Genomic DNA, 24252 nt, shown 5'->3' with positions numbered 1-24252 from the left:
TGGGATGCTGCCCCGCTTCGAGCTCGTGCACCGCTCCCGGCCGGTCCGCCTGGTGGCCGACGAGCGCCGCAGCGGCTTCCTGGCGCCGTTCGCCGCCATCGAGGCCGAGCTCGCCGGGCGGGACCTGCCCGGTCGGCTCGGGCTCGGCTTCGCGACGCCGGACGGGCGGCACCGCACGGCCTGGTGGGACGGCGGGCGACGGCTGGCCGGGCTGGAGGTCGGCGACGCCAGAGGCGTCTCGCACCGGGCCCGGTCCCGTCGGCACGGTCGGGCGCCGACACCGCCCGAGGCCGTGGCCGCCACCCTCACCGGCCGGCAGCTCAGCGTGCTCACCCGCGACGCGGGACGCTGGACCGTGCGCGGCCGGACCGACGTCGGAGAGGTCGCGCCCGAGGGGCTCGAGGTCGAGGTCACCTGGCTGCCCCGCGACGGCGCCGGCGCGCCCCCGTGGCGCAGCGGCACCTTCGGCCAGCTCGGCGTGCGCGACGTCCGGCTGGTCACCCACGCCGAGGGCGAGCCGGTCGTGGAGGGCGGTCGGCTCCTGCTGACGATGGCGCACGCCGGCCCCGGCTTCTTCGACACCGCCCACACCGGGGTCTGGTCGTTCGACCCGGAGACATGCGCGATCGAGCACCGGGCGGACCTGTGGTTCCGCAGGGGCGGCCGGGTGCGCGGCGACCACGCCACCCACCTCGTGCGGCACGAGGGTCGCTGGCTGGTGGCGACGAGCACCTGGGGCGACTTCGACGGCACGCACGTCGGGGTCGTCCTGGCCACCTCCGAGGAGGACCTGCTGCACGGCGAGCACGTCCTGGACGCCGCACCGGTCGCGCTGCCCGGCACCGCGGTCGGCACCTGGGACCCGCACCTCACCCTGATCGACGGGCACTGGCACCTGGCCCACGTGGCTGCCCGGAGGTTCTTCGAGTTCCACCCCGTGCTGCTCCGCGCCGCAGATCCGGGGCGGCTCGACGGCTGGCAGGTGCTCGGGGCCGCCACCGACCGGCTCGCCACCGAGGGCCCGGCACTGGTCCGGCTGGACGGCGTCTGGCGGGTGGTCGCCAGCGACGGCCGCGACAACCCGGCCCCGGTGGCCGGCCGGTTCCCCGTGTTCGACCTGACGATGCGCGAGGTCGGCGCGCTCGACGCGCCGTACCCCTCCAACCTCCCCTGGCCCGCGCTGGCCCGGCACGCCGGCGGCTGGGTGCTGCCGACGTTCGACGGCACGCCGTACGGCGGGGAGGTGCCGGGGTACGGGACCCACGGCGACTTCCTCGTCCTCCGCACCGGCACCTGACAGGATCCGGCCATGGACGCCACCCCCGCCCACGAGCCGGTCCTGGTCGAGACCGACGGCACGGTCACCACCATCACGCTGAACCGGCCCGACGTCCGCAACGCCGTGGACGGCCCGACCGCGGCAGCCCTGGCCGAGGCGTTCCGCGCCTTCGACGCCTCGCCGGCCTCGGTCGCGGTGCTGACGGGCAGCGGCGGCACCTTCTGCGCCGGCGCCGACCTCTCGGGCCTCGACCCGGAGACCGGCAGCGGACGGGCGAACCGGGTCGCCCCGGACGGCGACGGGCCGATGGGGCCGACCCGGATGCGCCTCGGCAAGCCGGTGATCGCCGCGATCGAGGGGTACGCCGTGGCCGGCGGGCTCGAGCTGGCCGTCTGGGCGGACCTCCGGGTGGCCGCCAGCGACGCGGTGCTCGGGGTGTTCTGCCGTCGGTTCGGGGTGCCGCTGATCGACGGCGGCACCGTGCGCCTGCCCCGCCTCATCGGTCAGAGCCGGGCGATGGACCTGGTGCTCACCGGCCGCCCGGTCGGCGCGGACGAGGCGCTGGGCTTCGGCCTGGTCAACCGGGTCGTCGCACCCGGCACGGCACTGGCCGCCGCCCAGCGGCTCGCCGGCGAGCTGGCCGGGCACCCGCAGCAGTGCCTGCGCCACGACCGGCTCAGCCTGCTCGAGCAGTGGGGCCTCGACGAGGACGAGGCCATCGCCGCCGAGCTGCGGCACGGGATGGTTCCGCTCGCCTCGGAGAGCGGCGCGGGTGCGGCCTCGTTCGTGGCCGGCCGCGGACGGCACGGGGCCTTCGACGGGGCCGGCGGGCCCTTCGACAGGGCCACCGACAGGGACTGACGGGTCGGCCGACGGGGACCGGGAGGGTCAGGCCTGACGCTCGTCCAGCAGCTCCAGCACCTCGGCCCGGCGGAAGCGGCGGTGCCCGCCCAGCGTGCGGATCGAGCTGAGCTTGCCGGCCTTCGCCCACCGGGTGACGGTCTTCGGGTCGACGCGGAAGAGCGCGGCCACCTCTGACGGGGTCAGCAGGTTCTCGGCCTCGGTGTCGCGCGCGTTCATCGGTCCTCTTCCTCGGAGATGTGGGTGGCCTTTCGGACCGTTACGCTGGTCCCCGGGACCGGGAGCACACGCCACCCCTGTGCGCTCTCGCCAGACTGGACAAATTCTGCCACACCCATGGCCGATACACAGAAAGGTCGCCACAGTGACCGCTTTTCCCCCCGCGCTGCTCGAGACCGAGCACGAGCAGGTCGTCTTCTGCCACGACGAGCCCAGTGGGCTCAAGGCGGTCATCGCCATCCACTCCACGGCCCTGGGGCCGGCGCTCGGCGGGACCCGGTTCTACCCCTACGCCAGCACGGCCGACGCCGTGGACGACGTCCTCAACCTGTCCCGTGGGATGTCCTACAAGGCGGCCCTGGCCGGCCTCGACCTCGGCGGCGGCAAGGCCGTCATCATCGGCGACCCGAAGACCCTGAAGACCGAGACCCTGCTGCGCGCCTACGGCCGCTTCGTCCAGTCCCTGGCCGGGCGCTACTACACCGCGTGCGACGTCGGCACCTACAGCGCCGACATGGACCACATCGCACGCGAGTGCGACTTCGTCACCGGCCGGACCGTCGCCCACGGCGGCGCGGGCGACTCGTCGGTGCTCACGGCGTACGGCGTGTTCCAAGGCATGCGGGCCGCGGCCGAGGCGACCTGGGGCGAGCCCACCCTGGGCGGGCGCACCGTCGGCGTGGCCGGGGTCGGCAAGGTCGGGCACCACCTGGTGCGGCACCTGGTCGAGGACGGCGCCTCGGTCGTCGTGACCGACGTGTGGCAGCCGGCGCTGGACCGGGTCGTGGAGGAGTTCCCGCAGGTGCAGGTCGTCGGCTCCACCGAGGAACTGGTCACCGCCCAGATCGACGTCTACGCCCCGTGCGCGCTCGGTGGCGCGATCACCGACGCGGTCGTCGAGACCACCCCCGCGGTGATCGTGTGCGGCGCCGCCAACAACCAGCTCGAGCACCCGGGCATCGAGAAGGCGCTCGCCGAGCGCGGCATCCTCTACGCCCCCGACTACTGCGTGAACTCCGGCGGCCTGATCCAGGTCGCGGACGAGCTCGAGGGCTTCTCGTTCGAGCGGGCGCAGCAGCGCGCCTCGGGCATCTTCGAGACCACCCGGGCCGTCTTCGCCGCCGCCCGGGAGGACGGCGTACCCCCGGCGATCGCCGCCGACCGGCTGGCCGAGCGGCGCATGCGCGACGTCGGCCGCCTGCGCGGGATCCACCTGACCTGAGGCCGCGGCCGTGCGCCGGGCCACGGTCCCGCCGCACCGCCGGGGCATGACCCGAGTCCGGGCACCCGTGGCGCACACGATCGGGCACACAGCGGGCGCGCGAGAACCGTCCGGCCGCCGCGGCGGTCGGACGGTGCGCTGCTGGCGACGTGGCCGGGGCTCTCGGAGCCGCGAGCCCGTCAGCCCGACGTCAGATCGTCAGTCGCGCGAGGAGTCGGGGTGTCCCGACCACTCGTCGGCGTCGTCGGTGCCCGACGACCCCGACTCCGGGGAGTCGGTGCTGCCACTCTGCCCGTGCAGCTCGTTGGCCAGCGCCCCGAAGTCCGTCTCGTGCGTCCGGTACTTCAGGTCGCGGGCGACCTTCGTCTGCTTGGCTTTTGCTCGGCCGCGTCCCACAGGAACGACCCCCTCGCGCGCTTGGCCGGGGCACACGGTCTGACCCGCGGCTCCCGGACTACTTGGTCCATTTCTCGTGGGGGCAACGCTACCTGCTCCCTGGGTGTTCCCGCACACCGAGGGTCGGCAATTCCGCTGCCGGCGAAACCCCGGCGCCGCACGGAGCACCTCCGGGGGTCACCAGCCGGGGTGCTGGCCGACCAGGTGGACGCTGCCGTCCCCGGCCGCGACGCCACCCGCCACCCACGCCGAGACCCCGTGCCGGTCGAGCACCCGGATCGCGTCGTCGGCGTCGTCGGGCGCGACCAGCGCGACCATGCCCACCCCGCAGTTCAGGGTCTGCTCGAGGTCGGGCTGCGGCACCTGGCCGACCCGACGGACCAGGTCGAAGACCGGCTGCGGCGTCCACGTCGACCGGTCCAGCGTCGCGCTCAGCTCCTCGGGCATCACCCGCGCCAGGTTGGCCGCGAGACCACCACCGGTGATGTGCGACATGGCGTGCGTCGCGGTCTCCCCGGCCAGCGCCAGGCAGGCCTTGGCGTAGATGCGGGTCGGCTCCAGGAGCTCCTCCCCGAGTGTCCGGCCCAGCTCGTCGACGTGCCGGTCGAGCTGCCAGCCGGCCGACCCGAGCAGCACGTGGCGGACCAGCGAGTACCCGTTGGAGTGCAGGCCGCTGGCCCGCATCGCGACCACCACGTCCCCCGGCCGGACCCGGCCCGGGCCGAGCAGCCGCTCGGCCTCGACCACGCCCGTCGTCGACCCGGCGACGTCGTACTCGTCGGGCTCCAGCAGCCCCGGGTGCTCGGCCGTCTCGCCGCCGATGAGCGCGCAGCCGGCCTCCACGCAGGCCTCGGCGATCCCCTTGACGATCGCGGCAACCCGCTCGGGTACGACGCGGCCGGTGGCGATGTAGTCGGTGAGGAACCACGGCTCCGCGCCGCAGACGACCAGGTCGTCGACGAGCATGCCGACCAGGTCGAAGCCGATCGTGTCGTGCTTGTCCATGGCCTGGGCGATCGCGACCTTCGTGCCGACGCCGTCGGCGCTGCTGGCGAGCAGGGGCCGGGTGTAGGCCTTCAGCGCGCTGGCGTCGAACAGCCCGGCGAAGCCGCCGATGCCGCCGATCATCTCGGGCCGCCGCGCCGACTCGACGTACCCCTTCATCAGCTCGATCGCGCGGTCGCCCGCCTCGATCGAGACGCCGGAGGCGGCGTAGGTGTTCCCCGGGGAGGGCGGCTGTGTCACGGGTTCTCCTGGGGCGGGGGTCAGGGCCGGTCGAGGGCGTCGGTCGCCCCGCCGCCGGCGAAGGACGTGGCGAGCCCGTCGACGTCGAGGGGCAGCGGGGGCTCGAGGAGGTTCTTGCCGAGCAGCTCCGGCTCGGGGAGCGGCACCGGGTAGACCCCGTCGAAGCACGCCCGACAGAGGTCGTCCATGGGCACCTCGGTCGCCTCCACCAGCTCCTCCAGCGAGATGTAGGCGAGCGAGTCCGCGCCGATGGAGCGGCAGATCTCGTCCACCGCGAGCCCGTTGGCGACCAGCTCGGCGCGGGAGGCGAAGTCGATGCCGTAGAAGCAGGGCCACTTCACCGGCGGGGAGGAGATCCGCACGTGCACCTCGCGGGCTCCGGCCTCGCGCAGCATCCGTACCAGCGCGCGCTGGGTGTTGCCGCGGACGATCGAGTCGTCGACGACGACCAGCCGCTTGCCCTCGATGACGTCGCGCAGCGGGTTCAGCTTCAGGCGGATCCCGAGCTGACGGATGGTCTGGCTGGGCTGGATGAAGGTGCGGCCGACGTAGGAGTTCTTCACCAGCCCCATGCCGTAGGGGATGCCCGACTCCTCGGCGTACCCGATCGCGGCGGGGGTGCCGGACTCGGGCACCGGGATGACCAGGTCGGCCTCGGCGGGGAAGTCGCGGGCCAGCCGGCGCCCGATCTCGAGCCGGACGCTGTGCACGCGCTGGCCGGACATCCGGGTGTCGGGGCGGGCGAGGTAGACGAACTCGAAGAGGCAGTGCTTGGGGGCGGCCTCGGCGAAGCGCCGGCTGCGCAGCCCGTCGCCGTCGACCGCGACCATCTCGCCGGGCTCGATCTCGCGGATGAACGACGCGCCGACGATGTCCAGCGCCGCGGTCTCCGAGGCGATCACCCAGCCCCGCTCGAGCCGGCCGAGCACCAGCGGGCGGATGCCCTGCGGGTCCCGGGCGGCGTACAGCGTGTGCTCGTCCATCCACACGAACGAGAAGGCGCCGCGCACCTGCGGCAGCAGCTCCATCGCCTTCTCCTCGACGGTGCTGTCGGGGTGGTGGGCCAGGAGCGCGGTGACCACGCTGGTGTCGTTGGTGGCCAGCGCCGGCTTGCGGACCTGCAGGTCGAGCTCACCGGTCAGCACCGACAGGTCGTCCACCATGGTCGCCAGCTCGGCGGTGTTGGTGAGGTTGCCGTTGTGCGCGAGCGCGATCGAGCCGTGCCTCGTGGGGTGGAACGTCGGCTGGGCGTTATCCCAGGTGCTGGCCCCGGTGGTCGAGTAGCGGGCGTGACCGATGGCCAGGTGCCCCTGGAGCGCCGCCAGGGTGGACTCGTCGAAGACCTGCGAGACCAGTCCCATGTCCTTGTAGACCAGGATCTGCCGGCCGTTGCTGACCGCGATGCCCGCGGACTCCTGGCCACGGTGCTGCAGCGCGTAGAGGCCGTAGTAGGTGAGCTTGGCGACCTCCTCGCCGGGAGCCCAGACACCGAAGACGCCGCAGGCGTCCTGCGGCCCGGTGTCCTGGGGGTCGAGCGAGGCCGTCAGACGACCGTCGCCACCCTTGCGGCGATTGCTGGGCAGGGGCACGCGGCGAGTCTAGAGGCTCCCCGGTCGCACCCGGACCTCGGCACGGAAACGGGCCTCCCCCGGGAACCGCACCCACGGGGGGCGCCGTGGCCGTAGCCTGTCCCTCGGTAGCGGGAGGAAAGCACATCGCGGGCATGACGTTGGAGCCAGGACTCAGAGGCGCCACCTGGGGTCAGGTGGAGGGCCTGCTCGCGCGCGGATGGTCCTCGGGCGTCCTGCAGGACGCGCTGCAGATGCTCGCCGAGGGGGTGACCAGCCGGGTCGGGTTCGCGGTCGCCACGATCCAGGTGCTGCGCAGCACCGACGAGTTCGAGACGGTGGCCGTGGCCGGCAGCCCGGAGGCCTCCGCCCAGCTGCTCGGGACCTTCCGCCCCCGGTCGTCCTTCGAGCACGACCTCGCGCTGGCCGAGGACTGGGGGTCGCTGCGGTTCGTCTCCCACGACCGGCTCGCGCCGGAGGAGGACGACCTCGGGTGGGTCCCCGACCTGGTCCCGGTGGCCGGGCCGAACGCCTGGCACCCGCTCGACCTGCTGTTCGCTCCGCTGCACGGCGAGTCCGGCAAGGTCATCGGCAGCCTGTGCGTCGACCTGCCCACCGACGGCCTGCGACCCGGCCCGGAGCGACGGCGCGAGCTCGCGCGGTACGTCGTCCAGTGCGCCCGCGCCGTGGACGCGCTGCTGCAGCGGGATCGGCTCACCGAGCGGGTCCGGCTGGCCGACGCGGCGCGGGAGGTGGTCCGTGCCGCCAGCTCCCAGTTCACGCCGGCGCGGATCGTCGCCGAGTGCGAGGAGCAGCTCCGGCGCACCTTCGACGCGCGCGGGATGTGGATCCAGGCCCTGGACGACTTCGGCGACGGGCCGGCGGCCCTGCACACCCCGGTCGGGATGGAGGTCCACCTGGACGAGGACCTCTCCCGGATCGCCGTCGCCGCGGCCCGGCGAGGCTGGCAGGAGCAGCGGGTCGGCATCGTCTCCCCCAGCCGGGCACCGACGAGCCTGGTCACCGTGGAGCAGCACGCCCGGATCCAGGCCTTCCTGTCCGGGCTCGGGCTGAGCTCGGTCATGTTCGTGCCGCTCGGTGCTGGCCCGGAGTGCCTGGGCAACCTGGTGCTGGCCCGCCGCGACGGCGACCCGGCGTGGAGCGACGTCGAGTGCGCCGCGGCGCTGGAGATCGGGCACGACCTCGGGCGGGCCCTCCTCAACGCCCGGCTGTTCGAGCAGGAGCGACGGCTCAGCGAGGAGCTGAAGGCCCTCGACGGCTACAAGAGCCAGCTGCTGGCCACCGTCTCGCACGAGCTGAAGAACCCGCTGACCGGCATCGTGGGCCACCTCGAGCTGCTCGAGGGCGCCGACGTCGGCGAGGCCGGCCCGTCGATCGCCGCGGTGCACCGCAACACGCTCCGGATCCGGCGCCTGGTCGACGACCTGCTGCTGCTGGCCCGCAGCTCGGACCCCGGGCGACGCGCCCAGCGCGAGCCGGTGGACCTGCGCGAGGTGGTCGAGGATGCCGTGGAGCTGCTGTCGGTGCAGGCCACTGTCGGGGGCCTGGAGATCGTCGTCGTCGCCCCCGATACACCTGTGTGCACGAGTGGCGACCCCACCGACCTCGAGCGGATCTGCGCCAACCTGCTGGGCAACGCGGTGAAGTACTCCCCCGACGGGGGCACGATCACCCTGACCCTCGACCACGGACCGGAACCGGACACGGTGACCTTGGTCTGCGAGGACCAGGGCATCGGCATCGCGCCCGAGGAGCAGGAGCACCTGTGGACCGAGTTCTTCCGCTCCAGCGACCCGGCCGCAGAGAAGCAGGTCGGCACCGGCCTCGGACTCGCGATCGTCGCTCGGATCGTGGAGCGGCACGGCGGAAGCATCGACGTCTCCTCCGAGCTCGGCCGCGGCAGCCGCTTCCGGGTCACCCTCCCCGCCTGCTGACCTCACCCGCCCGCTGACCTCACCGGCCGGTGGGCGATAGTCCACGAAGTTCGAGTCGTGATCCGTGGCGTACGACGACTCGAACTTCGTGGACTATCGGGGGTGGGTCACATGGTGCGGGAGCCTTCGGCGATGGCCTCGCGGATCCGGGTGTAGGTGCCGCAGCGGCAGATGTTGCGGATCGTGTCGAGGTCGGAGGCGGAGAGGGCGCGGCCCTCGCGGCGTACCTTCCGGACCAGCGCGACCGCGGCCATGATCTGGCCGGGCTGGCAGTAGCCGCACTGGGCGACGTCCCGGTCCAGCCAGGCCTCCTGCATCGGGTGCAGGCCGTTCGGGCCGCGCTTCTTGGCGGGAAGGGTGTCCGGCAGGCCCTCGATCGTGGTGATCTCGTCACCGCGGCCGATCTCCCCGACCGGCACCGCGCACGGGTTGAACGCCTTGCCGTTGATGTGCGAGGTGCAGGCCTTGCACACGTTGATGCCGCAGCCGTACTTCGGCCCCTTCACGCCGAGCAGGTCGCGCAGCACCCACAGGAGCCGCACGTTGTCCGGCACGTCCACGGTGACGGTCTGGCCGTTGAGCTTGAATGTCTGACGAGGCATGGCTCGGTCTCCCGGGGCTCAGTAGGTGAAGCGCAGGCCGTTGACGGGCGACTGCGGGATGGGCGGGCTGAACGGCTTGGGAGTGAAGGCCAACGGGTCCTTGTGGTTGATCGGGAAGTACGTCGGGTTGGTGCGCGTCGCGCGGGCGAACGCACAGGCGACGGCCGCGTTCGCCGCAGCCACGCCGGCCTCCCCGGCGCCGCCGGGCTGCCCGGACTCCGACGGCATCACGATCACCTCGACCTCGGGTGGGGTGTTCCACTGCCGGGTGTAGAAGTAGTTGTCCCAGCTGCCCTCGAGGAAGTGCCCGTCCCGCAGGTGCAGGCTCGAGGTCAGCGCGAGGGCGATGCCGTCGTTGATGCCGCCCTGCATCTGCGCCTCCAGGCCGCGGGGGTTGATGGCCAGCCCCACGTCGATCGCGAAGACGACCTTGGTGACCCGGGGCCCGGTGACGGCGTCCCGGATGTCCCGGTCGACGGTCCCCGGCCGGGCGTCGAGCTCCACGAGGCAGGCGCTGGCGCCCTTGTACTCCTTGTGGATCGCGATCCCCTGGGCGGTGCCGGCCGGCATCGACCGGCCCCAGTTCCCCACCGTGGCCACCTTGTCGAGCACGGCCCTGACCCGCTCGTTGCGGATGAACTCCTGGCGGAACCGGTAGGGGTCCTTCCTCATCGCCGCGGCCAGCTGGTCGATGACCAGCTCGGCGGCCACCCGCACGTCCGGGGAGTAGATGTTGCGCATGCTCCCGGTGTTGAAGCGCTCGTCGGCCTCCACGAGGGTCTGCGTCACCACCCCGAAGTCGTAGGGGATCTCCTGGGTGAGCCCGAAGACGGTCTGGGCGAAGCCCTGGTTGCCCAGCCCCGCGGGCAGGTCCGCGGCCCGCGCGGTCAGCACCTCACCGAGGCCGTGCCGGTAGTCGGTCTCGACGCTCGTGTGCGACTGCTGGAACGAGAGCACCTGCCCGGCCAGGTACGTCGCCCGGATCCGGCTGGTGCACATGGGGTGGGTGCGCCCCGCCCGCGCGTCGTCGGCCCGGTGCCACATCAGCTTGACCGGCTCGCCCATGGCCTGGGAGACCTTGGCGGCCTCCAGCGCGCCGTCGAAGAAGAGCCGGCGGCCGAACGATCCGCCGCCCTGGACGACGTTCACGGTGACCTGCCCCTCGGCCATCCCCAGGGCCTCGGCGATCCGCTGCTGGGCGACGATCGGGGACTTCAGGCCGGCCCACACCGTGGCCCGGTCGGACCGGACGTCCGCGACCGCGGAGTTGGTGTCCATGGGTGAGTTGCTGCGGAAGTAGAACGCGAAGTCGGCCTCGATCGTCTTCGCCAGCGGGTTCAGGCCCAGGGACGGCAGCGGCACCTCGGCCTTCCGCAGGTTGGCGAGGATGTCCTCGTCGTCCATCCCGGCCACGGGTCCGTCGTTCCACTCGACGTCGAGGGCACGGACCGCGTCGATGCACTGGCCGAACGTGAGCGCGCGCACCGCGACGCCGGTGTCGACCAGGGCGACGTTGCGGACGCCCGGCATGCCCTCGACCTGCTGCTGGTTGAGCACCCTCTTCGGGGTCCCGTTGAGCGTCGGCGGCCGGCAGAGCATCGTGGGCAGGGCGCCGGGCACGTCGAGGTCGGTCGCGAACTCCTTGGCGCCGGTCACCGCCGCGAGCGCGTCCACCCGGTTGCGCGGGGTGCCGACCACGGTGAACTCGTCGGTGGACTTGAGCTCGACCTCGACCTCACGGTCGACCAGGCTGGCGGCCTTGGTCGCCAGCTCGCCGTAGGTCACCGACGAGCCGTCGGGGGCGGTGATGACGCCGTCCTTGGACTTCAGCAGCTCGACGGTGTCGCCGAGCTGGATGGCGGCCGCCTCGAGCAGCGCCATCTTCGCGATCGCCGCCGCCACCCGGATGGGCGTGTACGTCGAGATGGTGGTGTTGGAGGCACCGGTGAGCTGGTTGAGCAGCAGCTCGGGACGGGCCGGGGCGAGCGTCACCTCCACCTTCGACAGCGGCAGGTCGAGCTCCTCGGCGATGATCATCGCGGTCGAGGTGGTGACCCCCTGCCCGTTCTCGGAGCGGGGCAGCGCGAAGGAGGCGGTGCCGTCCTCGTTCACGGTCACCGTGATCAGGTTCGCCGTCGGCCGGCACGAGTCGGTCAGCGCGTCGTTGAGGTCGTACAGCTCGGCCGGCTGCGGCAGCGTTGGGACCGCGGCGGCGGCCGGCTCGGCGAGCATGCCCAGATCCGCGGCGGCCATCAGCGTCGCGCCGCCGAGGACGTAGCCGAGGAAGCGGCGCCGGCCCACCGAGTGGGGACCTCCGGTCGGGAGCGGTCCGACCGGGTCCGGCCGGTCGTGGCCGCCGAGGGTCTGGTCGGGCTGGTCCTGCTGGTCGTGCCGGGGGATCGCGGCCATGCGGGAAACTCCTCAAGGTGCCGTCGGCCCGGACCGGAGGGTCCGGGATGCTGCCTCCCCCGCGACTCACCGTGACACGCGTCACCTGCGCCCGCCATGCCCGCGGTGCCCACCATCCACCTCGCCGGAATGGGCAGAGTGCACAACGCCTCAGGAGGGCGGCGCCACCCTCAGGACCCGCAGCGCCAGCGCCAGCTCCAACGGCGGAGCCGCCTCGGAGAGGTCGCGGCCGGTGAGCTCCGCGACCCGTCGCAACCGGTTGATGACCGTGTTCCGGTGGCAGTGGGTCCGGCTCGCGGTGCGGGTGGTCGACCCGCCGGTCGCGACCCAGTGCTCGAGGGTCTCCAGGAGCGGCCGGCTCTCGGCGTCGGGGAGGGCCAGGACGCCGCCCAGCCAGATGTCGAGCAGCCGGCCGGCCACATCGGGCGACCCGAGCAGCAGCGCCTCCGGGAGCCGCTCGTCGAACGTCGCGACGCCGGCCCGGCCCCCGCAGGAGCGCAGCGCCAGCAGGGCCTGGCGGAACGCCGGCTCGACGCCGGCCAGCCCCGTCGCCTCGCCCGAGTGCCCGATCGGCAGCGAGGCGATCCTGCCCAGGGCGGCGGTGACCGCCTCCATCCGTGCGCGGCCCAGGGACACGAGGCCGACGGTGCCCGGCGTGCGGCGTACCCACCGGGTCACGGCGCCGGCCGCCGTGCGGTGCGACATCGCGGGGTCGCCGGGCAGGTGACCGGCCACCGCGACCACGAGGTAGCGCCCCGACACCGGGAGGTCGAGGATCCGGCCCGCCTCCTCGGCGAAGGCGGGGTCGGCGGCCCGCCCGCCGAGCAGGCCCTCCCAGAGCTCGGCGCGGCGCTGCTCGTCCTCCTGCACGTGCAGTCGCTCGGTCGCGTGGTAGGCGGCCGCGACCTGTGCCGAGGTCTCGTCGACCACCTGCCAGAGTCCGGTGCCCAGGACCCGCAGGTCGGCCGGGTCGAGGGAGTCCGCCGCCTCGTCGACCAGGTCCTCCCAGATGATCCGGCCGCCGAACCGGAACGAGCGCAGGACGGCGTCGAGCGGCATCCCCTGCTCGGCGCGACGCCGGCCGGTCTCCCGGGCGGCGTCGTAGAGGCCGTCGAGCGGGTCGCCGGGCGCCGCCACGAGGCCGGCGCCGGCGGCCGCGTCGCCCCCGGCCGCCTCGTCGCGGGCCACCTCCAGCCCCAGCAGCTCCAGGACCCGGACGATGTTGTCGTGGCAGGAGGCTCGCAGGTCCGCGGTCGGCACCCGGTCGAGGTCGAGGTAGTCCGGCGCGGTGGCCTGGATCCGGCCGACCAGCCCGTCGGTGAGGGCGTCGACGCGTTCGCGCCGGTGCCGCGCGAGGAAGCCCCCGAGGGGCGTCGATCCGACCGGTGCGTCCATGGCGGTCAGGGTCCGGTCAGAGATTCGTCAGGAGGAGGGTCTCGGCGACGCAGACCCGCTCGAACTCGGCGAGGTGCAGGCCCTCGTTCGCACCGTGGGCCCGGGTGTCGGGGTCCTCGACCCCGGTGACCAGCACGCTCGCCTCGGGGAACGCCTCGAGGAAGGCCGCGATGAACGGGATCGATCCCCCCACGCCCATGTCGACGGGTGCGGTGCCGTCCCACGCCTGGCGGAACGCCTCGCGCGCCACGTCGTACGCCGGGCCGGTGGCGTCGATCTGCGTGGCCTCGCCGGTGTCCACGACGGTCAGGGTGAGCTCGGCGCCCCAGGGGACGTGCTGCTCGAGGTGCGCGCGCAGGCAGGCGAGCGCGTTCTCGGTGGTGTCCCCGGGCGCGATTCGCATCGAGATCTTGGCCCGGGCGGACGGGACGAGGGTGTTGCTGGCGCCGTCGACCTTCGGGGCGTCGAGGCCGGTGATGCTGAGCGACGGCTTGGTCCAGAGCCGCTCGACCGCGCTCCCGGAGCCGATCCAGTGCAGTCCCTCGATCGCGCCGGACTCGGCCCGCAGCCGCTCCTCGGGGTAGTCGACGTCGGCGGCGGGGCCGGCGTGCAGACCCGCGACCGCGACGTTGCCGGCGTCGTCGTGCAGGCTGGCGACCACCCGCGACAACGCGATCAGCGCGTCCGGGACCAGGCCGCCCCACATGCCGGAGTGCACCGCGTGGGTGAGGGTGCGGACCTCGACGTCGGCCCGCACCAGGCCGCGCAGGCTGGTGGTCAGTGCCGGGACGCCGATGTCCCAGTTGCCGGAGTCGGCGATGACGATGACGTCGGCCTCCAGCCGCTCCTGGTAGGTCTCCAGGAACGCCGGCAGCGAGTCCGAGCCGACCTCCTCCTCGCCCTCGATGAACACCGTCACGCCGACCGGGAGCTCGTCGCCGAGGATCCGCACGGCGGCGAGGTGGGCGGCGATGCCGGCCTTGTCGTCGGCCGCGCCACGGGCGTAGAGCCGGTCCCCGCGCTCGGTCGGCTCGAACGGTGGGGAGTCCCACTCGGCAGGGTCGTTCTCGGGCTGGACGTCGTGGTGGGCGTAGAGCAGCACGGTCCGGGAGCCGGGCGGGCCCGGCTTCGTCGCGACCACCGCCGGGGCACCCCCGTCGGCGCTGAGGATCTCGGCGTCGAAGCCCTCGGCGGCGAACAGGTCGCGGACCGCCTCGGCGCTGCGCTGCACCTCCCCCGCCCGGGCCGGGTCGGCGCTCACGGACTCGATGCGGACCAGGTCCTCGAGGTCGCGGCGGACGGCGGGCATGAGCTCGGCCAGGCGGGCACGGATGGCGTCGATGTGCATGGCCGCATTGTGCCGGGTCGGGTGCTCGGGCGGTCGCCCGGGCAACCACCCGGGCACCCGACCCAGGTGAGGAACGGGGTCAGGGGGCGACGACGTTGCCGGGCGGCTCGCCGGCGGCGTACGCCGTCAGCTGGGCGCGTGCCAGCGCTGCCATCCGCGGCAGCATCGCGGTCGTGCCGCCCGCGATGTGCGGGGTGATCAGGACGTCGGGGGCGGTCCAGAGCGGGTGCCGGTCCGGGAGCGGCTCGGGGTCGGTCACGTCCAGGGCGAAGCGGAGCCGGCCGGCGTGGGCCAGCACCGCCGCGGTGTCCACGACCGGGCCGCGCCCGACGTTGACCACCAGGCAGCCGTCCGGCAGCCGGGCCAGCAGCCCGTCGTCGACGAGGTGGTGCGTGGCGTCGCCGTGCGGGAGCAGGACGACGACGACGTCGACCTCGGGCAGCAGCGCGGGCAGCTCGTCGATGCCGTGGACCGTGCCGACCAGGTCGTCGCCGCGTGGTCGGCTCGCGACCGCGACCACCCGGGCCCTCATCGCGAGCAGCCGCTCGGCCAGCGAGCGGCCGATCGAGCCGTAGCCGAGCACGAGGACCCGGCTGTCGGCCAGGGACCGGCGGCCGGGCATCGGCCGCCAGGTGCCGTGCTGGCGCACCGCCTGGTCGATCCCGCGCAGCCCGGCGAGGACGAGTCCGACGGCCAGCTCCGCGGTGGCGTCGTCGTGGACGCCTCGCGCGTTGGCCAGCGTGACGCCCTCGGGCAACAGCGCCGGCATCCCGTCGTACCCGGCCGTCTGGACCTGCACCAGCCTCAGTGCCGGCAGGGTGTCGATGCCGTCGAGCGCCGCGGTGCCGGTGACGTAGGGAGCCACCCAGACCTCGACCTCGTCGCGGCGGTCGTCCTGCTCCCCCATCACCAGCACCTCGACGCCGTCGAGGTCTCCGATCGCCTCCCGCAGCCGCTCGTCGGGCACGAGGGCGACCACGCCGGAGGCTGCGCCGCCCCGGGCGCCCGGGGGCCCGCCCGCCGGGCTCACGCGGGCTCCAGCGGCAGGTACGGCGCCAGGTCCGCGCGCTGCCCACTGGCACGCACCCGCCCCGACGCCTCGGCCTCGACCCAGGTCGTCTCGCCCAGGGCCAGGTCGAGCCAGGTGGGCGGGTCCATCTCCACCACCGCCGGCGGCGTGCCCCGGGTGTGCCGGACCCCGGGGATCACCTGGACCGCGGCGTACGGCGGGACCCGCACCTCGACGGAGTGGCCCGGCGCGGTCTCTTCCAGCCGGGCCAGCAGGGCCCGGGTCAGCAGCCGCAGCTCCGCCGGACCGGCGGTGCCGGCGAGGTAGGCCGCCCGGGCGGCCGCGACCGCGGCGGGGTCGGCGGGGCGACGACGGGACGGCACCGTCCCATTCGACCACGACCCGCGGTGGTTCGGTCCTGGGGCTCCTCGGGTCTGTCGGGCTCCTCGGGCTCCTCGGGCGCCTCGGGCTCGCCGGCCGCCGGGCCGGTCACAGCCGGTCGAGCAGCTCCAGCGTCCGGGCCCAGGCCTCCGAGCCGGCGTCGATGAGCACGAAGTGGTCCCCGTCGACCTCGGTCAGGCTGGCGTCCGCCCCGGCGGCGACCGCCGCCTCGACGTAGCGGCGGGACTGCTCGATCGGGACGATCGTGTCCGAGCGTCCGTGGACGCAGCGGACCGGGACCTCGAGCGGTGCCTGCCGCGCCGGGTCGACCTGGTCCGCCGACGACCCGAGCTCGCCGGCGAAGTCGCTCACCGCACCTGCGCCGAGACCGGCGTCGACCGCGGCGTCGAAGTCGAGCACCCCCGCCTGGGAGATCACCCCGGTCACCGGCACCCGCTCGGGCTGCCAGGCCGCGAACCGACCACGGGCCGCCGCCCAGGCCGCGAGGTGCCCTCCGGCGGAGTGCCCGATCGTCACCACCCGAGACAGGTCGAGGTCGGCCATGTCAGCCAGATCGGCCAGGGCGTCGATGCCCGCGGCCACGTCGTCGAGGGTCTGCGGCACCCCGCCGCCGTTGCCGACCCGGCGGTACTCCAGGTTCCACGCCGTCCAGCCCCGCTCGGCCAGGCTCGCGGCGAGCGGGCGGCCGAGGGAGAGGTCGTACTGGGCCCGCCAGAAGCCGCCGTGGATCACCACGGCGACCCCCTTCGACGCACCAGGGGGCCGGGTCAGCTCCCCGAACTGGGCCGGGTCGTCGCCGTAGGGGATCGTCTCCACGCCAGCCTGCTCCTCGTCGTCGGTGCCCGCGCCACCCGGCGTACCGCCGCCCGGCGAAGCGCAGGCGGCCACGGTGCCGAGGCCGACCATGCCAGCCAGACCGACCAGGCCGAGCAGCGTTCTGCGATCGGGACTCGGCTGCGGCACGGACCCATCCCAGCATGCGCGGCCAACCGGCACCCGTGTCCAGCGCTCTGACGAGCCCTCAGCGTCGATGTCAAAGCGCCGCAATTGCGGCCGAATTGCATGGTTCCGAGCCGATTCCATGTCAGACGGCCGCAATTGCGGCTCTTCGACCAGCCGCGGGAGAGGTCGGCTACTCGTCGTAGCGGCCCTGACGTCCGCGCTTGACCACACCCCGTTGACGCTTGCCCTCGAGCCGGCGGCGCTGGGACCCGCGGGTCGGTCGCGTCGGACGCCGGGGGCGGGGCGGCGGCCCGGTCGCCTCCCGCAGCAGGGCGGCCAGCCGCTCCCGGGCGGCCCGGCGGTTGGCGAGCTGGGTGCGGTGCTCGCTGGCGGCGACGGTGAGCACCCCGTCGACCAGCCGGCCGGCGAGCCGCTGCCGTAGCCGGGCCCGCACCGGGTCGGGGAGGGACGGCGAGCCGAGCACGTCGAAGGACAGCTCGACCCGGCTGTCGGTCGTGTTCACGCCCTGGCCGCCGGGGCCCGAGGAGCGGGAGAAGCGCTCGCTCAGCTCGGCCGCCGGGATCACCAGCGACCGGGTCACGGGCAGGTCGTCGGGCACCCGCCCATCATGCCCGCGCAGGTCGACGGCCGGGGGCGGGCGGTGGTCGCCCCCGAGGGCCGCCCGCACCCGCCGCGACGGGTCATGGGGTAGACAGGCGCCATGGATCCCCGCGCCGCCGGCCGCCTGGCCCGCTCCCTCGAGACGCTGCACGCCCTCGGCTACTTCGCCCCGGACGTGGAGGCCGAGCTGGTGGCCACCGGCCTCAAGCGCGGCCGGATGACGTACTTCGCCTCCCGCTCGGCGCCGATGGGCCGGGTCGGCGCCGGCCCGGTCGCGGCCGCGTTCTTCGTGTTCAGCCCGAGCCTCGTGGCCAGGTTCCTCCCGGAGGCATGGGAGTCCGCCGGCCCGGAGGAGGTCACGGCCGCGCGCTACCGCGGCGTCTCCGCCGCCTGGCACCGGCTCCTGGGTGCGGACCTGCTGGCCTCGGGCGAGGTGGCCGAGGCCGCGGACCTGGCGCGGGAGGCCGCCCAGGGGTGCACCGTGGCGGGCCGACCCCTGTACGCCGCGCACGCCGACCTCGCCTGGCCCTCCGAGCCGCACCTGGTGCTGTTCCACGCGCTGACACTGCTGCGCGAGCACCGCGGGGACGGTCACGTGGCCGCACTGCTCTCGCACGGCCTCACCGGCCTCGAGGCGCTGGTCACGCACACCGCGACCGGCCGCGGCTTCACCGTCCCGGCGGCGCAGGCCACACGGGGCTGGTCGCCGGAGGCGTGGGACGCGGCCGTCGCGGGCCTGACCGAGCGCGGGGTCATGACCTCCGACGGCGAGCTCACCGACGACGGCGTGGCGCTGCGCCGGAGCGTGGAGCGCGCCACCGACGAGATGGCCGCGGCCCCGTGGGCGGGGCTCGGCGAGCAGGGCGCGACCCGGCTCGGCGAGCTCGGCAAGCCGCTGGTGATGCGGGCGCTCGCGGCCGGGGCGTTCCCGGACGGCGTCTTCGCCTGAGCGGCGCTCAGCCCAGCGCGGCCGGCAGCGTCGCCGACCAGGCGGCCCGCAGCTCGGTCACGGGCACCTCGAACAGCCCGTCCACGACCACCGCGTCACCGCCGGTGCTGCCCAGGCGGGTCAGCGGTACGCCGTGGTGCCCGGCGAGGGCGGTCAGGGCGGCGGTGCCGGTCTCGGAGACGGTGACCACCGCCCGGGCCGCGGACTCCGAGAAGAGACCCACGAAGGGGTCGCCGGCCAGCGACACCCGGCACCCGATGCCCTCGCGCAGCGACGACTCGACGAGGGTCTGGGCGAGCCCGCCGTCGGAGACGTCGTGGGCGCTGGTGACCAGCAGCCCCTGGGACGCCTCGACGAGCAGCGCGGCCAGGGCCTGCTCGGCGGCGAGGTCGACCCGCGGGGGCCGGCCGCCGAGGTGCCCGTGGATGACGTGCGCCCACTCCGAGCCGCTGAGCTCCTCGCGCGTCGTCCCGAGGAGGTAGACCGCCTCGCCCTCGTGCACGAAGTGCGACGGGGTCCGCCGGGTGACGTCCTGGATGACGCCGAGCACCGCCACCACCGGCGTCGGCAGGATCGCGGTCTCCCCGGTCTGGTTGTAGAGGCTGACGTTGCCGCCGGTCACCGGGATCCCCAGCTCCAGGCAGGCGTCCTTGAGGCCGCGGCAGGCCTCCGCGAACTGCCACATCACGTCCGGGTCCTCCGGCGAGCCGAAGTTCAGGCAGTCCGAGACCGCCAGCGGCCGGGCACCGCCGGTCGCGACGTTCCGGTACGACTCGGCCAGCGCGAGCTGCGCGCCGGCGTACGGGTCGAGCCGGGCGAAGCGGCCGTTGCAGTCGGTGGAGACGGCGACGCCGAGGTTGGTCCGGTCGTCGATCCGGACCATGCCGGAGTCCTCGGGCTGGGCCAGGACGGTGTTGCCGCGGACGTACCGGTCGTACTGGTCGGTGATCCACGACTTGTCGCACAGGTTCGGGCTGGCCACGAGGCGCAGCAGCGCCCGGCGCAGCTCGTCGCCCGTGCCGGGCCGGGGCAGGGACTCCGCGGCGTCGGCCTGGAGCGCGTCCTGCCAGCGGGGTCGGGCGTAGGGGCGCTGGTACGTCGGCCCGTCGTGCGCCACGGACCGCGGCGGCACGTCGACGACCCGCTCGCCGTGCCAGTCGATGTGCAGCCGTCCGGTGTCGGTGACCTCGCCGACGACCACCGCCTCGACGTCCCACTTCGCGCAGATCGCGAGGAACGCCTCGACGTCGGCCGGCTCGACGACCGCCATCATCCGCTCCTGCGACTCGCTCATGAGGATCTCCTCGGGCGCCAGCGTGGAGTCGCGCAGCGGCACCGAGTCAAGGTGCACGTGCATGCCGCCGTCGCCGGCCGAGGCCAGCTCGGAGGTGGCGCAGGACAGCCCGGCGCCGCCGAGGTCCTGGATGCCGGCGACCAGGCCGGCGGCGAAGATCTCCAGGGTGCACTCGATGAGCAGCTTCTCCATGAACGGGTCGCCCACCTGGACGCTGGGCCGCTTGGCCGGCCCGTCCGCGGCGAAGGTCTCGCTGGCCAGGACGCTGACGCCGCCGATGCCGTCGCCGCCGGTCCGGGCGCCGTACAGGATGACCTGGTTGCCGACCCCGGTCGCCTTCGCGAGGTGCAGGTCCTCGTGCCGCAGGACCCCGACGCACAGGGCGTTGACGAGCGGGTTCCCGAGGTAGGTCTCGTCGAAGACCGCCTCGCCACCGATGTTGGGCAGGCCGAGGCAGTTGCCGTAGCCGCCTACTCCGGCCACGATCCCGGGCAGCACCCGGTGGGTGTCGTGGGCATCGAGCGGGCCGAACCGCAGGGGGTCCATCACCGCGACCGGCCGGGCGCCCATCGCCAGGATGTCGCGGACGATGCCGCCGATGCCGGTCGCGGCACCCTGGTAGGGCTCGACGTACGACGGGTGGTTGTGGCTCTCGACCTTGAACGTGACGGCGTACCCCTGACCGATGTCGATCACACCGGCGTTCTCGCCGATGCCCGCGAGCATCGCCCCGGCCGGGGTCTCCTGCGGGATCTCGCCGAACTGCTTGAGGTGCACCTTGGAGGACTTGTAGGAGCAGTGCTCGCTCCACATCACCGAGTACATCGCCAGCTCGCTGGAGGTGGGCCGGCGACCGAGGATCTCGCGGATCCGGTCGTACTCGTCGTGCTTGAGTCCGAGGTCGGCCCAGGGCTGCTGGCGAGCCGGGTCGGCCGCGGCGGCGGCCACGGTGTCCACCTGTCCCGTCGGGCCGTCACCGGGGCGGCCGGTCGGCTGGGTCGCGTCAGGGGGCAGCTGCTGCGTGTCGGGCACGCGGCTCATCCTAGGCGGGCCGCGGCCTCCCTCCGACGCCCGCCCGGGAGCCGGAAGGCCGACCCGTTCCCGGGTTCCGGCGCGCACGGGCGGCCCGGCGGCATCGTCGCTGGTCAGGCCGCGAAATCGGCCCTGTGAATTACAGGTTTGTAGTTGTCCGGAACCGCTGTTACGGGTGTGACTAGTGGGGTTATCTTCATCAGGTTCCGACCTGATGGAGACCCTCATGCGACCCCTTCCCCGACGTTCCTCGCCCTTCCGGGCGATGCTCGCCGTCGCCCTGACCGCCGGCGTGCTGGCCACGTCACCCACCGCCCCGGCCGCCGCCGAGAACCGAGTCACCCCGGGCAACTTCACCGGCTACGGCTTCGACCAGTGCGTGGCCCCCGAGTCCTGGAAGATGGACCGCTGGATGGCGCAGTCGCCGTTCTCGGCGGTCGGCATCTACATCTCCGGGGCCTCCCGCGGCTGCCGCACCCAGCCGAACCTCACCCCGTCGTGGATCTCGCACCAGCTGGAGAACGGGTGGCGGCTGCTGCCGATCACGTTGGGGCCGCAGGCCGCCTGCCACCCGTCGTTCCCGCGCTACGGCAACGACCCGACGATCAGCACCGACCGCACCCGCAACTACCGCAAGGCCCGCGTCCAGGCACGCGACGAGGCCGACACCGCGGTCGCGGCGGCCACGAAGCTCGGGATCAGCAAGGGCAGCACGCTCTGGTACGACCTCGAGGGCACCGACGGGCTGCTCAACAACACCGCCTGCCGTGAGTCGGCACTGCAGTTCCTGCACAAGTGGACCAAGCAGATCCACCGCCGCGGCTACGTCTCCGGGGTCTACTCCAGCGCCGGGTCCGGGATGCGGATCCTCGACGACGCGCGGGTGAACCGACCCAACGCCTTCACCATGCCCGACGCGATCTGGATCGCGCGCTGGGACGGGCGGGCCAACCTGGACGCCTGCCGCGACCAGCCGGTCTGCTACGTCCGGACCGACGGCTGGCAGCCGCACAAGCGGATCAAGCAGTACCGCGGCGGTCACCAGGAGACCTGGGGCGGCGTCACGATCAACATCGACAGCAACTACATGAGCCTCGGCTCGGGCTCGCTGCGGCTGCGCGGCCGCGGCCTGCGGTGCGGTGACGTCCCCGTCGACCGGCGGAAGTACCCCACCCTGAACGCCGACTACGCGCCGGCCAAGGGCGTGGCCGCGGCGAAGTGCCTGCTCACCAAGAAGGGGCTCTACGACGGCCCGCTCGACGGCAGCTTCTCGCAGGAGTTCCTGGCCGCCGCCAACGCGTGGCAGCGCCGGGTCGGCGACCCGGTCCAGCCGCGGTGGACCAAGCGGAACTGGACCCAGGCGCTCGCCCGCGGCCGGGAGGGCGTGGTCAAGGTCGGCACCTCGAAGGCCCGGGTCAAGCGCGTGCAGCGGGCCCTCATGGCGGCGACCAACGAGCGGCTCGCGATCGACGGGGTGTTCCTCGGCTCCAGCGAGCGGGTCATGAAGATCTGGCAGCGCCGGGTCGGGTTGCCCCAGACCGGCGTCGTCAACGACCGCGCCTGGGAGCTGCTGAAGGCCGGTCGCCGCAGCTGATCCCCCGGTCGAGTGCCGGTCGAGTGCCGGTCGAGTGCTGGTCGAGTGCCCGGATCGAGTGCCCGGGTCGGGCCCACGCGTCGAGTGCTCAGGTGGTCGCCCTGGCAGCCACCTGGGCACTCGACCCGTCTCAGACCGGGGGGCCGAGGGCCAGCGCGACCCCGGTGAGCACGCCCACGGCGAGCAGTCCGGTGAGGGCGCCGCGGGCCGGGTTCCGCAGCAGCCAGGCCACGGCCCGCTCGTGCGGCCCGCGCGGGGCGGTCGCGGCGGCCGGGGCGGTCTGGGCGGTCGGGGCCATCAAGCCTTGACCCTCCCCCGCGGGCGCCGGGTCTCCGGTCAGGCGCCAGCGCAGCGGCAGCAGGCCGCGCGCCGCGGCGTACCTCTCGAACCAGAGCGTGAGGAACGGGGGTACGGCGGCCGCCAGGCCGACGACCAGCCGGCCGAAGGACCACCGCTGGTCGACGGCCAGGAGCACGGTCACCAGGCAGTAGCCGATGAAGACCACGCCGTGCACCATGCCGAAGACCCGGACCCCGAGCTCGGTGGTGCCGGTGCCGTACTTGAGCACCATGCCGGTGAGCAGCAGCGCCCAGGTGACCGCCTCGGTGACGGCGACCCGGCGGAACAGGGTGGCGGGGCTCATCGCGCTCAGGCCAGGACGGTGGCGGCGAGCGAGGTGAAGAAGCCGAGCCCGTCGGTGCCCGGACCGCAGAGGTCCTCGACGGCGTGCTCGGGGTGCGGCATCAGCCCGACGACGTTGCCGGCCGCGTTGCTGATGCCGGCGATGTCACGCAGCGAGCCGTTCGGGTTGCCGTCGAGGTAGCGGGCCACCACCCGGCCCTCGCCCTCGAGACGGTCCAGGGTGGCCTCGTCGGCGACGTAGGAGCCCTCGCCGTTCTTGAGCACGACGGTGATCTCCTCACCCTGGGTGTAGGAGCGGGTCCACGGGGTGCCGGTGTTCTCGATCCGGAGCCGCTGGTCGCGGCAGACGAACCTGCGGTGGTCGTTGCGGATCAGGGCCCCGGGCAGCAGGTGGGACTCGCAGAGCACCTGGAAGCCGTTGCAGATGCCGAGCACCGGCAGCCCCCGACCGGCGGCGTCGATCACCTCGGCCATCACCGGCGAGAAGCGCGAGATCGCGCCGCAGCGCAGGTAGTCCCCGTAGGAGAAGCCGCCGGGCAGCACCACGGCGTCGACGCCGCGCAGGTCGTGGTCGCCGTGCCAGAGCGGCACCGCCTCGTGGCCGCCGAGCCGGGCGGCGCGCTGGGCGTCGACGTCGTCGAGCGAGCCGGGGAAGGTCACCACCCCGACCCTGAGACCGCCCGCCTCAGGCACGGTGCTTCCCGGAGGCGACGCCCTCGACGTGCACCTCGAAGTCCTCGATCACCGGGTTCGAGAGCAGGGTCTCGGCCATCCGGTGCACCTCGGCCAGCCGGGCCTCGGTCACCTCGCCCTCGACCTGGAGCTCGAACCGCTTGCCCTGCCGGACGTCGGCGATGCCCTCGAAGCCCAGCCGGGGCAGGGCACCGTGCACCGCCTTGCCCTGCGGGTCGAGGATCTCCGGCTTGAGCATGACGTCGACGACGACACGGGCCACGGCGTACTCCTGTGCTGCTGGGGTGGGGGGCCCGCCCAGTCTAGGGAGGCGGCGGGACGGGACCGCCACCCCGTCCCGGATCCGGACCGATCCCGGGGCCGACGCCCCCGTCAGGGCCGCTACCCGCGAGGGCCGCGCGTCCCCACCAGGACCAGGGCCACCCCGAAGCCGGCGACGATCGGCCCGACCACCGCCCAGAAGGAGGCGCCGGTCATCGGGCTGCCCTCGAGGTAGCCCAGCCCCTGCAGGGTCCACACGGCCCCGACGAGCACCATCAGCCCGCCGAGGCCGAGGGCCAGGGCCTTCTGCACCG

23 protein-coding genes are annotated in these 24252 nt (G+C 73.9%); 6 read left to right on the top strand and 17 right to left on the bottom strand.

The window, feature by feature from the left end:
* Nucleotides 1–4 precede the first annotated feature (4 nt).
* Complete coding sequence (locus tag IE331_RS01495; protein WP_192139812.1) at nt 5–1297, top strand: hypothetical protein; 1293 nt, start codon at nt 5–7, stop codon at nt 1295–1297.
* A 12-nt stretch (nt 1298–1309) separates the two neighbouring features.
* Nucleotides 1310–2140 carry a crotonase/enoyl-CoA hydratase family protein gene (locus tag IE331_RS01490; protein WP_192139810.1) on the top strand — a complete coding sequence of 277 codons (831 nt, stop codon included), beginning with the start codon at nt 1310–1312 and terminating at the stop codon, nt 2138–2140.
* A 27-nt stretch (nt 2141–2167) separates the two neighbouring features.
* On the opposite strand, the gene IE331_RS01485 is transcribed toward IE331_RS01490, so the two are convergent.
* Nucleotides 2168–2359: a BldC family transcriptional regulator gene (locus IE331_RS01485; protein ID WP_192139808.1), complete on the bottom strand. Its 192-nt coding sequence runs from the start codon at nt 2357–2359 to the stop codon at nt 2168–2170.
* 145 nt (nt 2360–2504) lie between these two features.
* On the opposite strand from IE331_RS01485, the gene IE331_RS01480 reads away from it, so the two are divergent.
* Entirely contained in the window at nt 2505–3581 is a 1077-nt protein-coding gene (locus IE331_RS01480) for a Glu/Leu/Phe/Val dehydrogenase dimerization domain-containing protein (protein WP_192139806.1), read from the top strand.
* A 198-nt stretch (nt 3582–3779) separates the two neighbouring features.
* Here IE331_RS01480 and IE331_RS01475 read toward each other — a convergent pair whose 3' ends face one another.
* The 3 genes from IE331_RS01475 to purF form a co-directional block, all read right to left on the bottom strand.
* Nucleotides 3780–3977 carry a DUF3073 domain-containing protein gene (locus IE331_RS01475; protein ID WP_192139804.1) on the bottom strand — a complete coding sequence of 66 codons (198 nt, stop codon included), beginning with the start codon at nt 3975–3977 and terminating at the stop codon, nt 3780–3782.
* Nucleotides 3978–4154: 177 nt separating this feature from the next.
* On the bottom strand, nt 4155–5222 hold the full coding sequence (gene purM / locus IE331_RS01470) for a phosphoribosylformylglycinamidine cyclo-ligase (protein ID WP_192139802.1): 1068 nt from the start codon (nt 5220–5222) through the stop codon (nt 4155–4157).
* Nucleotides 5223–5242: 20 nt separating this feature from the next.
* Nucleotides 5243–6805: an amidophosphoribosyltransferase gene (gene purF, locus IE331_RS01465; protein WP_225579415.1), complete on the bottom strand. Its 1563-nt coding sequence runs from the start codon at nt 6803–6805 to the stop codon at nt 5243–5245.
* A 140-nt stretch (nt 6806–6945) separates the two neighbouring features.
* On the opposite strand from purF, the gene IE331_RS01460 reads away from it, so the two are divergent.
* Nucleotides 6946–8745 (top strand): sensor histidine kinase, encoded by a 1800-nt coding sequence (locus IE331_RS01460; protein ID WP_192139798.1) that lies wholly within the window; start codon nt 6946–6948, stop codon nt 8743–8745.
* A gap of 107 nt (nt 8746–8852) precedes the next feature.
* Here the strand turns inward: IE331_RS01460 and IE331_RS01455 are convergent, their stop codons facing one another.
* From IE331_RS01455 to arfB, 8 genes are all read right to left on the bottom strand, one after another.
* Nucleotides 8853–9347: a (2Fe-2S)-binding protein gene (locus tag IE331_RS01455; protein ID WP_192139796.1), complete on the bottom strand. Its 495-nt coding sequence runs from the start codon at nt 9345–9347 to the stop codon at nt 8853–8855.
* A gap of 18 nt (nt 9348–9365) precedes the next feature.
* The gene (locus IE331_RS01450) at nt 9366–11756 is read right to left on the bottom strand and encodes a molybdopterin cofactor-binding domain-containing protein (RefSeq protein ID WP_192139794.1); all 2391 of its coding nucleotides are present in this window, start codon (nt 11754–11756) and stop codon (nt 9366–9368) included.
* 150 nt (nt 11757–11906) lie between these two features.
* The gene (locus IE331_RS01445) at nt 11907–13151 is read right to left on the bottom strand and encodes a PucR family transcriptional regulator (RefSeq protein WP_192139792.1); all 1245 of its coding nucleotides are present in this window, start codon (nt 13149–13151) and stop codon (nt 11907–11909) included.
* A 16-nt stretch (nt 13152–13167) separates the two neighbouring features.
* Nucleotides 13168–14499, bottom strand: a complete 1332-nt coding sequence (locus tag IE331_RS01440) for a dipeptidase (RefSeq protein WP_192139790.1) — start codon at nt 14497–14499, stop codon at nt 13168–13170.
* A 79-nt stretch (nt 14500–14578) separates the two neighbouring features.
* Entirely contained in the window at nt 14579–15529 is a 951-nt protein-coding gene (locus IE331_RS01435) for a 2-hydroxyacid dehydrogenase (protein ID WP_201930888.1), read from the bottom strand.
* Nucleotides 15526–15891 carry a sterol carrier family protein gene (locus IE331_RS01430; protein ID WP_192139788.1) on the bottom strand — a complete coding sequence of 122 codons (366 nt, stop codon included), beginning with the start codon at nt 15889–15891 and terminating at the stop codon, nt 15526–15528. The genes IE331_RS01435 and IE331_RS01430 overlap by 4 nt, the downstream gene beginning before the upstream one ends.
* A 106-nt stretch (nt 15892–15997) precedes the next feature.
* Complete coding sequence (locus IE331_RS01425) at nt 15998–16873, bottom strand: alpha/beta hydrolase family protein (RefSeq protein WP_201930885.1); 876 nt, start codon at nt 16871–16873, stop codon at nt 15998–16000.
* Between the two features lie 169 nt (nt 16874–17042).
* Nucleotides 17043–17471 (bottom strand): alternative ribosome rescue aminoacyl-tRNA hydrolase ArfB, encoded by a 429-nt coding sequence (arfB, locus tag IE331_RS01420; protein ID WP_192139786.1) that lies wholly within the window; start codon nt 17469–17471, stop codon nt 17043–17045.
* Nucleotides 17472–17573: 102 nt separating this feature from the next.
* On the opposite strand from arfB, the gene IE331_RS01415 reads away from it, so the two are divergent.
* Nucleotides 17574–18422 (top strand): SCO6745 family protein, encoded by an 849-nt coding sequence (locus IE331_RS01415; RefSeq protein WP_192139784.1) that lies wholly within the window; start codon nt 17574–17576, stop codon nt 18420–18422.
* Nucleotides 18423–18429: 7 nt separating this feature from the next.
* On the opposite strand, the gene purL is transcribed toward IE331_RS01415, so the two are convergent.
* Nucleotides 18430–20673, bottom strand: a complete 2244-nt coding sequence (purL, locus tag IE331_RS01410) for a phosphoribosylformylglycinamidine synthase subunit PurL (RefSeq protein WP_318646778.1) — start codon at nt 20671–20673, stop codon at nt 18430–18432.
* Between the two features lie 289 nt (nt 20674–20962).
* Between purL and IE331_RS01405 the strand changes: the two genes are divergently transcribed.
* On the top strand, nt 20963–22342 hold the full coding sequence (locus IE331_RS01405; protein ID WP_192139780.1) for a glycoside hydrolase domain-containing protein: 1380 nt from the start codon (nt 20963–20965) through the stop codon (nt 22340–22342).
* 130 nt (nt 22343–22472) lie between these two features.
* Here IE331_RS01405 and IE331_RS01400 read toward each other — a convergent pair whose 3' ends face one another.
* The 4 genes from IE331_RS01400 to IE331_RS01385 form a co-directional block, all read right to left on the bottom strand.
* Nucleotides 22473–22985: a DUF3817 domain-containing protein gene (locus tag IE331_RS01400; RefSeq protein WP_192139778.1), complete on the bottom strand. Its 513-nt coding sequence runs from the start codon at nt 22983–22985 to the stop codon at nt 22473–22475.
* A gap of 5 nt (nt 22986–22990) precedes the next feature.
* Nucleotides 22991–23644 carry a phosphoribosylformylglycinamidine synthase subunit PurQ gene (gene purQ, locus IE331_RS01395; RefSeq protein WP_318646748.1) on the bottom strand — a complete coding sequence of 218 codons (654 nt, stop codon included), beginning with the start codon at nt 23642–23644 and terminating at the stop codon, nt 22991–22993.
* 25 nt (nt 23645–23669) lie between these two features.
* Nucleotides 23670–23939: a phosphoribosylformylglycinamidine synthase subunit PurS gene (gene purS, locus IE331_RS01390; protein WP_192139774.1), complete on the bottom strand. Its 270-nt coding sequence runs from the start codon at nt 23937–23939 to the stop codon at nt 23670–23672.
* A gap of 119 nt (nt 23940–24058) precedes the next feature.
* The gene (locus IE331_RS01385; RefSeq protein WP_192139772.1) at nt 24059–24250 is read right to left on the bottom strand and encodes a hypothetical protein; all 192 of its coding nucleotides are present in this window, start codon (nt 24248–24250) and stop codon (nt 24059–24061) included.
* Nucleotides 24251–24252 lie beyond the last annotated feature (2 nt).

It is taken from the genome of Nocardioides donggukensis (genome assembly GCF_014842875.1).
GTDB classification, from domain to species: Bacteria; Actinomycetota; Actinomycetes; order Propionibacteriales; family Nocardioidaceae; genus Nocardioides; species Nocardioides donggukensis.
This window is presented reverse-complemented; position numbering and strand designations above follow the sequence as displayed.

Bases quoted from the DNA above. Each gene is read 5' to 3' on its own strand.
- IE331_RS01495 (WP_192139812.1), top strand. From the start codon at position 5: ATGCTGCCCCGCTTCGAGCTCGTGCACCGCTCCCGGCCGGTCCGCCTG.
- IE331_RS01490 (WP_192139810.1), top strand. From the start codon at position 1,310: ATGGACGCCACCCCCGCCCACGAGCCGGTCCTGGTCGAGACCGACGGC.
- IE331_RS01485 (WP_192139808.1), bottom strand. From the start codon at position 2,359: ATGAACGCGCGCGACACCGAGGCCGAGAACCTGCTGACCCCGTCAGAG.
- IE331_RS01460 (WP_192139798.1), top strand. From the start codon at position 6,946: ATGACGTTGGAGCCAGGACTCAGAGGCGCCACCTGGGGTCAGGTGGAG.
- IE331_RS01455 (WP_192139796.1), bottom strand. From the start codon at position 9,347: ATGCCTCGTCAGACATTCAAGCTCAACGGCCAGACCGTCACCGTGGAC.
- IE331_RS01450 (WP_192139794.1), bottom strand. From the start codon at position 11,756: ATGGCCGCGATCCCCCGGCACGACCAGCAGGACCAGCCCGACCAGACC.
- IE331_RS01445 (WP_192139792.1), bottom strand. From the start codon at position 13,151: ATGGACGCACCGGTCGGATCGACGCCCCTCGGGGGCTTCCTCGCGCGG.
- IE331_RS01440 (WP_192139790.1), bottom strand. From the start codon at position 14,499: ATGCACATCGACGCCATCCGTGCCCGCCTGGCCGAGCTCATGCCCGCC.
- IE331_RS01415 (WP_192139784.1), top strand. From the start codon at position 17,574: ATGGATCCCCGCGCCGCCGGCCGCCTGGCCCGCTCCCTCGAGACGCTG.
- IE331_RS01405 (WP_192139780.1), top strand. From the start codon at position 20,963: ATGGAGACCCTCATGCGACCCCTTCCCCGACGTTCCTCGCCCTTCCGG.
- IE331_RS01400 (WP_192139778.1), bottom strand. From the start codon at position 22,985: ATGAGCCCCGCCACCCTGTTCCGCCGGGTCGCCGTCACCGAGGCGGTC.